We start from the raw sequence: 9,826 nt of genomic DNA, 5'->3' as shown, positions 1-9,826 counted from the left end.
GGCGGTGGAGGGGGTGGTGGCGGCGCACCCGGAGGCGGTGGCGGCGGTGGTGGTGGTGGTGGCGGTGGAGGGGGCGGAGGCGGGAACGCGTTGAGTTCGGACAGCGGGTCCGCGCAGCCGGTGATGTCGAGGTGCACGCCACCGACCGAACCGCACACCGCGGCCTGCGCGGCAGGCGCAGGGCCCGATAAGGGACCGAGCACCGCCCCCACGCACAGCGCCGCTGCCGCCACGAGCCAGGTCGTGCGCACTGTCGGCTCCTTCGAGGTTTCCAGCGGCGGGCGCCGCGCAGGTCTCCCGATTGTTACAGCAGCGACGCCCGGATGGGGCTGAACGCGGGCGGCGCGCCTCAGAAGCGTAGCCCCGGAAACCCTTCGGGATCCCGACCTTCGCGGTGCTGGGTGACGGCGTCGGCGATCCGCCGGCCGGCATCGGAAGCCGAGAATTCACCCATCGCCGCGTAGAGGTCGAACATGGCCCGACCGATGCGGGTGGCTTCCGTGCCCGCGAGGTCGCTGCCCATCTGCCGGGCGAGGTGGTCGTGCAAGATGGTCACCCCGGTGTGCATCGCACACATCACCGCGGCGGCGTCGCCGACCTGCTGCGAACCGGGAGGGAAGCGTTCCGGCCAGGTGCCGCTCAGGAATTCCTCGGCCCCCGCGGCGAGTCCGTCGAGAACCGCGACCGCGGCCGGCCCGCCCTCGACCGCGGCCCGTGCCAGGTAGCGGATCAACGGCGGAGCGGCGCGGTAGAGGCCGTAGATGAAGTCCGGCCTGGTGATGTCCCCGCTGGCGGCGCCCTCGATGGCCTGTCGCCGGAACACCTCGATGACCGTGTCGTCGCAGACTTGCCGCAGGTTGTCCTTGGTCCCGAAATGGTGCTGTACCAGCCCCGGGGAGACGCCGGCCTGATCGGCGATGCCCTTGATGGTGGCCCCCCGGACGCCGCGTTCTGCGAACTGCGCCAGCGCGGCGTCCCGAATCCGGGCCCGGGCGGTCAGGTCGTCGGCCGGGCGGTCGCTGGCGCCGAACATCCAGAAACAATATCAACATATTGTTTCCGATGCATACATACTGCTGCCGCACCCGATGTCGACGCGCCCATCTTTGCCAGGTATGCGTGTCGGCGTATGCGTCGACAGCATCGGCACTGTACGCGGGCCCTGCACCGTCATCGGCGTCCGGTGACCGTTTCGTAGCGGTCACCGACCCCGCCGGGCAAATTCTGCTCACGCCAATTACGGCACTAGATGCCTCGTCCACGCTGTTTTTGACTGTGCCGTCGAATCGTGCAGCGAACAACTCGGGGATGTCGTACATTGCCTCTGTGCGCATCCGGACCGCGCACGGTATGCGCTCAGATCGCAGTAGTGCGTCAAGCCGAGGGGAACTGCGATCTGAGCGCAGACTAACCAGCAGGTAGCTCGCGGGCGCTGGTGAACCGCCGGGCCGTCCCGGTGAGCGGGTCCTCGAACTCCAGGCGATGCGCCACCAGTCGCAGCGGAACATCGAAGTCGTCGGCCGGGATGTCGGTGACGTCGGGGTACAGCGGGTCACCGGTGATCGGCAACCCCATCGACGCCATGTGCACCCGCAGCTGATGGGTCCGCCCGGTGCGCGGGGTGAGTTGGTAGCGGCCGTCGCCGAGATGCTCGACGACCGTCTCGGCGTTCGGCTCGCCCGTCTCTTCCACAGCCTGCAGGCAGCCGCGGCGCTTGACGATCCGACTGCGCACCGTGAGCGGGAAGACGAGATCGGGGTCGACGGGCGCGTGCGCCAGGTAGGTCTTGCGCACCAGCCCCCGCGCGAACAACGACTGATACGCGCCGCGCACCTCCGGCCGCGTGGTGAACACCAGCACCCCCGCCGTCAGGCGGTCCAGCCGATGCGCGGGGCTCAGCTCGGGCAGGTCGAGTTCGCGACGCAGCCGCACCAGCGCGGTCTGGGCGACGTGGCGGCCGCGTGGCATCGTGGCCAGAAAGTGCGGCTTGTCGACGACGACGATGTCGGCGTCGCGGTGCAGGATCGGCATGGCGAACGGGACCGGCACCTCGTCGGGCAGATCCCGGTACAGGTAGACGTGCGAATTCGGTTTCAGCACAGTCGATGCGGTGACAACCGTGCCGTCGGCGGTGCGCACTTCACCGTTGAGCACCTTGGCCGCGGCGGCCTCACCGAACCGGTCCGCCAACTCCACCAGCACCGCGCCGCCACGCAACCGGACCCGTGCCGGCCCGAGTCCGTCGCGCAGCGGGAGCGGCGCCGGCGTCCGCGTCAAGTGAGCGGCACCGGTTCGAGGATCTCCGCGCGGGCCTCCGGCGCGGCCGCCCGTAGCGCATCGGCGGACTCGTCGTCGGCCTGCGACTGGGACAGCACCTCGGCCTCGACCCGCGCCAGGTACGTCGCGACCTCGCTGTCGACGTCCTCGGCGCTCCACCCCAGGATCGGCGCGACGACTTCGGCGACCTCACGGGCACAGTCCACGCCGCGGTGCGGGTACTCGATCGAGATCCGCATCCGGCGCGCCAGGATGTCCTCGAGGTGCAGTGCCCCTTCGGCCGCCGCGGCGTAGGCGGCCTCGACCTTCAGGTACACCGGGGCGTCGGTGATCGGACCCAAGAGGTCCGGGTTCTCCTCGCCCAGCGCCAGCACCTCCCCGATCAGCGACCCGTACCGATCCAGCAGATGCCGCACACGGTACGGATGCAGGTTGTAATGCTTTCCGACGCTTTGGGTTTGGTTCACCAGCGCGAAGTACCCGTCGGCGCCCATCAGCGGCACCTTCTCGGTGATCGACGGCGCCACCCGCGTCGGCACGAACTCGGCCGCGGCGTCGATGGCGTCTTCGGCCATCACCCGGTAGGTGGTGTATTTGCCGCCGGCGATCGCGACCAGTCCCGGCGCCGGCACGGCCACCGCGTGCTCACGGGACAGCTTGGAGGTCTCCTCGCTCTCCCCCGCCAGCAGCGGCCGCAGCCCCGCGTACACGCCGTCGATGTCGTCGTGGGTCAACGGGGTGGCCAGCACGGTGTTGACGGTGCCGAGGATGTAGTCGATGTCGGCCTTGGTGGCCGCCGGGTGCGCCAGGTCGAGGTTCCAGTCGGTGTCGGTGGTGCCGATGATCCAGTGCGTGCCCCACGGGATGACGAACAGCACCGACTTGTCGGTGCGCAGGATGATCGCGACCTCGCTGACGACGCGGTCCCGCGGCACCACGATGTGCACGCCCTTGGATGCCCGGACCCGAAACCGGCCGCGCTGCTTGGACAATGCCTGGATCTCGTCGGTCCACACTCCGGTGGCGTTGACCACGACGTGGCCGTGCACGTCGGTGACGGTGCCGTTCTCGGTATCGCGGACCTGCACCCCGGTGACCCGGTCGCCCTCCCGCAGCAACGCCACCACCTGGGTGGACGTGCGGACCACCGCTCCGTAGTGCGCCGCGGTGCGCGCCACCGTCATGGTGTGCCTGGCATCGTCGACGACGGTGTCGTAGTACCGGATTCCGCCGATCAGCGAACTGCGCTTCAACCCCGGGGACAGCCGCAGCGCCCCGGAACGGGTCAGATGCTTTTGTGCCGGAACAGATTTCGCGCCACCGAGCTGGTCGTAGAGCATGATGCCTGCCGCGATGTACGGTCGTTCCCACCACCGATTGGTCAGCGGGAACAGGAACGGCAGCGGCTTGACCAGGTGCGGCGCCAGCGTCGTCAACGACAGCTCACGTTCGTGCAGCGCCTCGCGCACCAACCCGAACTCCAGTTGCTCGAGGTAGCGCAGGCCGCCGTGGAACATCTTGCTGCTGCGGCTGGAGGTCCCCGACGCGTAGTCGCGCGCCTCGACCAGCGCCACCTTGAGGCCCCGCGTCGCCGCGTCCAGCGCGGCGCCCGCGCCGACCACGCCACCGCCGATCACGACGACGTCGAACTGCTCGCTGCCCAGCCGCTGCCAGGCCCGGGCCCGTTGCTCGGGACCCAGCAGGGTCTGCCCGTTGCCCGGGCCGGGGACCGCGTCGCTCACGTTGACCGACTCCTCGTTACTCGTCAGTACGGCTGTCCGTCCCAGGCTACGTGTACTCAGTCCAGATCGTCGTGTGCCATCAGTCGGCGCGCGGCCTCCACGATGGAACCCGACAGCGACGGATACACCGACAACGTCTGCGCCAGGTCGGTCACCGAGATCCGGTTCTGCACCGCCAGCGCGATCGGCAGGATCAGCTCCGAGGCGATGGGCGCCACCACCACACCACCGATCACCACGCCGGTTGCCGGCCGGCAGAAGATCTTCACGAAACCGTGCCGCAGCAGCGACATCTTCGCCCTGGCGTTGGTGTTCAGCGGCAGCACCATGGTGCGGGCCGGCACGCTGCCGTCGTCGATCGACGACTGCGGGATACCCACCGCGGCGATCTCGGGCCGGGTGAACGTCGCCGACGCCACCGTACGCAGCCGGATCGGCGACACCCCCTCGCCCAGCGCGTGGTACATGGCGATGCGCCCCTGCATCGCGGCCACCGACGCCAACGGCAGCAGACCGGTGCAGTCACCCGCGGCGTAGATGCCCGCCGCCGGGGTGCGCGACACCCGGTCGACCGGGATGTAGCCGCCTTTTTTGAGCTCCACACCCACCCGCTCCAAACCGAGACCGGCGGTGTTGGGCACCGAGCCGACCGTCATCAGCGCGTGGCTGCCCTCGACGGTGCGGCCGTCGGCCATCTTCACCTGCACGCCGGTGTCGGTGCGGGTCACCGAGTCGGCCCGGGCGTTCTTGATCAGCGTGACGCCACGTTCGGCGAACACCTCTTCGAGCACCGCGGCGGCGTCGGAGTCCTCGTGCGGCAGGATCTGGTCGCGGCTGGCGACCACCGTCACCGTCACCCCGAGCTCGGTGTAGGCATTGCAGAACTCCGCGCCCGTCACCCCCGAGCCCACGATGATCAGGTGTTCCGGCAACTCAGGAAGCTCATAGAGATGTCGCCAGGTCAAAATTCGTTCGCCGTCGGGCTCGGCGTTGGGCAGCACCCGGGGACTGGCGCCGGTAGCGATGAGCACCACGTCGGCCTTGAGCACCCCGACCTTGCCGTCGGAGGTGGTGACCTTCACCCGGTGATGCGCCATTCCCGAGGTGTCGTCGACGAGCTCACCGCGGCCGGCGATGATCGTCACTCCCTGGTTGAGCAGCTGGCGACCGATGTCGGCGGACTGCGACGCCGCCAACGTCTTGACCCGGTTGTTGATCTGACCCAGGGAGATCTTGGCGGCGTCGACGGCGATGTCGAAGCCGAGCCCCTCGGCCCGCCGCAGCTCGGTGCGCACGCCGGTGGAGGCGATCAGGGTCTTCGACGGCACGCAGTCATAGAGCACGCAGGCTCCGCCCACCCCGTCGGAGTCCACGAGCGTCACCTGGGTGACGTCCTTCCCCTTGGCGGCAGCCACCAGCGCCGCCTCGTATCCGGCCGGCCCGCCGCCGATGACCACGATGCGCGTTACCACCGTTTCAACCTAGGACACGCGGCCGCGTTCAGATACCGGGAGCCCGCCGGATGTCGGCCCGCCGAACACGATGCGACTAAGCTGCTCGCGTGCCGATCTACGCCGCCTACGGATCGAATATGCATCCCGAGCAGATGCAGCAGCGGGCGCCGCACTCCCCGATGGCCGGGACGGGGTGGCTGCACGGCTGGCGGCTGACGTTCGGCGGGGCGGACATCTTCTGGGAGGGCGCGCTGGCCACTGTCGTCGAGGATCCGACCTCCAAGGTGTTCGTGGTGCTCTACGACATGACCAAGGAGGACGAGGAGAACCTCGACCGCTGGGAGGGCTCCGAACTCGGGTTCCACAAGAAGATCCGGTGCCGGGTGGAGCGGTTGTCGTCGGACACCGACACCGACCCGGTGCTGGCGTGGCTGTATGTGGTGGACGCCTGGGAGGGCGGGATCCCATCGGCGCGGTACCTGGGCGTGATGGCCGAGGCCGCCGAGATCGCCGGTGCTCCCGCCGAATACGTCCACGACCTGCGGACCCGCCCGGCCAGCAACATCGGCCCGGGCACCTAGCTTTCTGTCGCGCGCTCGCGGGGCAACGGCGCCGGCCACGGAACCGGCGGCGGGCGCAGCCGGATCCGCTGCGGCCACCAGAACCAGCGGCCCATCAGCGCGGCGATCGACGGCGTCATGAAGGACCGGATCACCAGCGTGTCGAAGATCAGCCCCATGCCGATGGTCGTGCCCACCTGACCGATGATCGTCAGGTCGCTGATCGCCATCGTCATCATGGTGAGCGCAAAGACCATTCCCGCCGCCGTGACCACCGAACCGCTGCCGCCCATGGTGCGGATCAGGCCGGTGTGCAGGCCCGCGTGCACCTCTTCTTTGAGCCGCGACACCACCAGCAGGTTGTAGTCCGCACCCACCGCCAGCAGGATGATCACCGCCATCGGCAGCACCATCCAGTGCAGTTCGATGCCGATCAGGTGCTGCCAGACGAGCACCGAGAGGCCGAATGACGCGCCGAGTGACAACACCACCGTGCCGACGATCACCGCGGCGGCCACGATCGCCCGCGTCAGGATCAGCATGATGATGAAGATCAGCCCGATCGCCGCGATCCCGGCGATCAGCAGGTCGTACTGGGTGCCGTCGGCCATGTCCTTGAACGTCGCCGCGGTCCCGCCGAGGTAGATCCGGGCCCCCTCCAGCGGGGTGCCCTTGATGGCCTCCGTGGCCGCCGCCTTGATCGCGTCGATCTTCTCGATGCCGGCCGGGGACAGCGGATCGCCCTCGTGGGCGATGATGAACCGCACCGCGTGCCCGTTGGGTGAGATGAACTGCTCCATCCCGCGCTGGAAGTCCGCGTTGTCGAAGGCCTCCGGCGGCAGGTAGAACGTGTCGTCGTTCCAGGCTTCGTTGAACGCATCTCCCATGTCCGTGGCGCCTTCGCTCATGGCGGCCTGCTGCTCGAGCTGCGCGTTCTGGGTCTGGTACATCGTCAGCATCATGTCGCGCTGGGAGCGCATCGACTCGATCTGCGACGGCATCAACTCGATCAGCTGGGGCATCAGCGCCGCGAGTCGCTCCAGCTCGGGCACCAGCTCCTGCACGTTGTCGGTCAGCAGGTTGGTGCCGTCGATCAGATCGAAGATCGAACGAATCGACCAGCACACCGGGATGTTGTAGCAGTGCGGTTCCCAGTAGAAGTAGTTGCGGATCGGTCGCAGGAAGTCGTCCAGATCGGCGATTTGGTCCCGCAATACGGTGATGTCGGCGGCCATGGTCTTGGTCTTGGCCACCATGTTCTGCGTGATCCCGGCCATCTGCGTCATCAGCGCCTGCATCCGGCCCATCGTGTTGATGGTGTCCTGCAGCGCGTCGGCCTGGATCAGCATGTCGTCCATCCGGTCGAGCATGTACTTCTCGTTGAGCTTCTGGGTGCCGCCCTGCCGACTCATGATGTACGGGATCGAGGTGCTCTCGATCGGGGTGCCGTCGGGGCGGGTGATGGTCTGCACCCGTCCGATGCCCTCCACCCCGAACAGCGCTTTGGCGATCTTCTCGATGACGATGAAGTCGGCCGGGTTGCGCAGATCGTGATCCGTCTCGACCATCAGCATCTCGGGGTTCAGCCGGGCCGGTGAGAAGTGCCTCTCGGCGGCGGCGTAACCGATGTTGGACTGGATGTCGTCGGGCAGGTAGTTCCGGTCGTTGTAGCTTGTCTGGTACCCGGGCAGCGCCAGAAGCCCGATGAGTGACACGGCGACGCTGGCCACCAGGATCGCCCCCGGCCAGCGCACCGTGGCTGCGCCGATCTTGCGCCAGCCGCGCACGCGCATGGCACGCTTGGGTTCCAGCAGACCGAACCTGCTCGCGCTGGTCACCACCGCCGGACCGAACGTCATCGCCACCATGATCAGCACCAGCATGCCCAGCGCCAGCGGCACCCCGAGGGTCTGGAAGTAGGGCAGCCGGGTGAAGCTCAGGCAGAACGTCGCCCCGGCGATGGTCAGGCCGGAGCCGACGATTACGTGCGCGGTGCCGCCGAACATCGTGTAGTACGCCGATTCCGGGCTCTCGCCCTTGCCCCTGGCCTCCTGGTAGCGGCCGATCAGGAAGATCGCGTAGTCGACGGCGATCGCGATGGCCAGCGTGACCAGCAGGCTGGTCGCGAACGTGGATAGGCCGATGATCTCGTGGAAGCCCAGGAACGCCACCGCGCCGCGAACCGTCATCAGGCTCAGCCCGACCATCACGAGGATCAGCAGGGTGGTGACGATGGAACGGAAGAACAGCATCAACATGATCGTGATGACGAGGAATGTCAGCGCCTCGATCATCCGCAGGCTCTCGCGCCCGGCGGTCTCCTGTTCGGCGGCCAGCGCCGACGCCCCGGTGACGTAGGCGCGGACGCCGTCGGGTGGCTGGCTGTCTTCCACCAGGTCCTGCACGGCCTTGACCGACTCGTTGGCCAGGGCCTCACCCTGGTTGCCGGACAGGTACACCTGGAAGTAGGTGGCCTTGCCGTCGGAGCTCTGCGCACCCGAGGCGGTGAGCGGGTCGCTCCACAGGTCCTGCACGTGTTCGACGTGGCGGGTGTCGGACTCGAGCGCAGCGATCAGGTCGGCGTAGTAGGCGCGGGTGTCGTCGCCGAGGGTGTCCTCACCCTCGAGGACGATCATCACCGAGCTGTTGGACTCGTACTCCTCGAAGACCTCACCGATGCGCTGCATCGAGATGACGGCCGGCGCGTCCTCGGGGCTCATCGACACCGACCGCAGCTTTCCGACGTCCTCGAGCTGCGGTACCGAGACGTTCAGGAAGGCGGCGAGGCCGATCCAGATAAGGATGATCGGGATGGAGGCCAATCGGATGAAGCGGGCGATACCGTAGAAGTGCGGCTTGGGCCCTTCCACCGTGAGACTCCTTCGGGGGTTGAGCCGAAGGTCGTTACGGCGCCGCCGTGTTCGGCCGGAATTATCCGATAAGCAAAGTCAGGCTAACCATTTTGGCCTCGCTTGGCAAGCCCGGCCGCCAACTGGTGGCCTGCGTCGCCACCGGACGGAACAGTGATCTGGACCACAGTCACGCGGTCGCGCTCTTGTCGACCAGGTTGATCAGCAGTCGCACCCCGACCCCGAGCGCGCGCTCGTCGAGGTCGAACGTCGGCTGGTGCAGGTCCAGCTGCGGGCCACGGCCGCTCCACACCCCCAACCGCGCCATCGCTCCGGGCACCTCTTCGAGATACCAGGAGAAGTCCTCACCACCACCGGACTGCTGGGTGTCGGCCAGCACGTCCGGGCCGATCGCCTCGATGGCGTGGGTGAGGATCCGCGTGGAGGTCTCTTCGTTGACCACCGGCGGCACCCCGCGCCGGTACAGCACCGTGTGCTCGATGGCCAACGGCGCCAACAGAGACGAGACCGTCTCCCGCACAATGTCTTCCAGCGTCAGCCAGGTCTCACGGCTGGCGGTGCGGATGGTGCCGGCCAGCGTGCCGGTCTGGGGGATCGCGTTGGCGGCCACCCCGGCGTTGACCGCGCCCCACACCATCACCGTGCTGTTGCGCGGGTCGATGCGTCGCGACAACACCCCGGGCACGCCGGTGATCAGCGTGCCCATCCCGTAGATGAGGTCGCTGGTGAGGTGCGGACGCGACGTGTGCCCACCGGGCGAGTGCATCGTCACCTCGACCTGGTCGGCCGCCGACGTGATGGGCCCCGGCCGCACCGCGACCCTACCGACCGCCAGGCGCGGGTCGCAGTGCAGCGCGTAGATGCGCGACACGCCGGTCAGCGCGCCGGCGGCGATCGCGTCGATGGCGCCGCCGGGCATCAGC

General features: G+C 68.2%; 7 protein-coding genes and 1 pseudogene. 1 reads left to right on the top strand and 7 read right to left on the bottom strand.

Annotation, left to right across the window (positions count from 1 at the left end):
* From WA944_RS25665 to WA944_RS25645, 5 genes and pseudogenes are all read right to left on the bottom strand, one after another.
* Positions 1-251, bottom strand: a pseudogene (locus tag WA944_RS25665) (hypothetical protein); the annotation flags it as partial.
* Positions 252-349: 98 nt separating this feature from the next.
* Positions 350-1,033, bottom strand: a complete 684-nt coding sequence (locus WA944_RS25660; protein WP_526375691.1) for a TetR/AcrR family transcriptional regulator — start codon at positions 1,031-1,033, stop codon at positions 350-352.
* 374 nt (positions 1,034-1,407) lie between these two features.
* On the bottom strand, positions 1,408-2,277 hold the full coding sequence (locus WA944_RS25655) for a pseudouridine synthase (RefSeq protein ID WP_526609664.1): 870 nt from the start codon (positions 2,275-2,277) through the stop codon (positions 1,408-1,410).
* Entirely contained in the window at positions 2,274-4,019 is a 1,746-nt protein-coding gene (locus tag WA944_RS25650; protein ID WP_526609662.1) for a glycerol-3-phosphate dehydrogenase/oxidase, read from the bottom strand. Before WA944_RS25650 ends, WA944_RS25655 begins: the two co-directional genes overlap by 4 nt.
* A 56-nt stretch (positions 4,020-4,075) precedes the next feature.
* On the bottom strand, positions 4,076-5,491 hold the full coding sequence (locus tag WA944_RS25645) for an NAD(P)H-quinone dehydrogenase (RefSeq protein WP_526375878.1): 1,416 nt from the start codon (positions 5,489-5,491) through the stop codon (positions 4,076-4,078).
* Between the two features lie 89 nt (positions 5,492-5,580).
* On the opposite strand from WA944_RS25645, the gene WA944_RS25640 reads away from it, so the two are divergent.
* A complete protein-coding gene (locus WA944_RS25640; RefSeq protein WP_526375876.1) occupies positions 5,581-6,054 on the top strand; it encodes a gamma-glutamylcyclotransferase family protein in 474 nt (157 codons plus the stop codon).
* On the opposite strand, the gene WA944_RS25635 is transcribed toward WA944_RS25640, so the two are convergent.
* Together WA944_RS25635 and WA944_RS25630 are read right to left on the bottom strand one after the other, a co-directional pair.
* Complete coding sequence (locus WA944_RS25635; protein WP_526375874.1) at positions 6,051-8,903, bottom strand: MMPL/RND family transporter; 2,853 nt, start codon at positions 8,901-8,903, stop codon at positions 6,051-6,053. The two genes, WA944_RS25640 and WA944_RS25635, sit on opposite strands and share 4 nt — an antisense overlap.
* Positions 8,904-9,072: 169 nt before the next feature.
* A partial coding sequence (locus tag WA944_RS25630) for an amidohydrolase (RefSeq protein WP_526647469.1) occupies positions 9,073-9,826 on the bottom strand: 754 nt, incomplete at its 5' end.

Origin of the sequence: Mycobacterium sp. (assembly GCF_049683355.1) — a bacterium.
Lineage (GTDB): Bacteria > Actinomycetota > Actinomycetes > Mycobacteriales > Mycobacteriaceae > Mycobacterium.
Note: the sequence above shows the minus strand (reverse complement) of the source record. Positions and strands in the feature narration are given on the sequence as shown.

Excerpts from the sequence above, each read along its gene's own strand:
- WA944_RS25660 (WP_526375691.1), bottom strand. The coding sequence starts at position 1,033 with ATGTTCGGCGCCAGCGACCGCCCGGCCGACGACCTGACCGCCCGGGCC.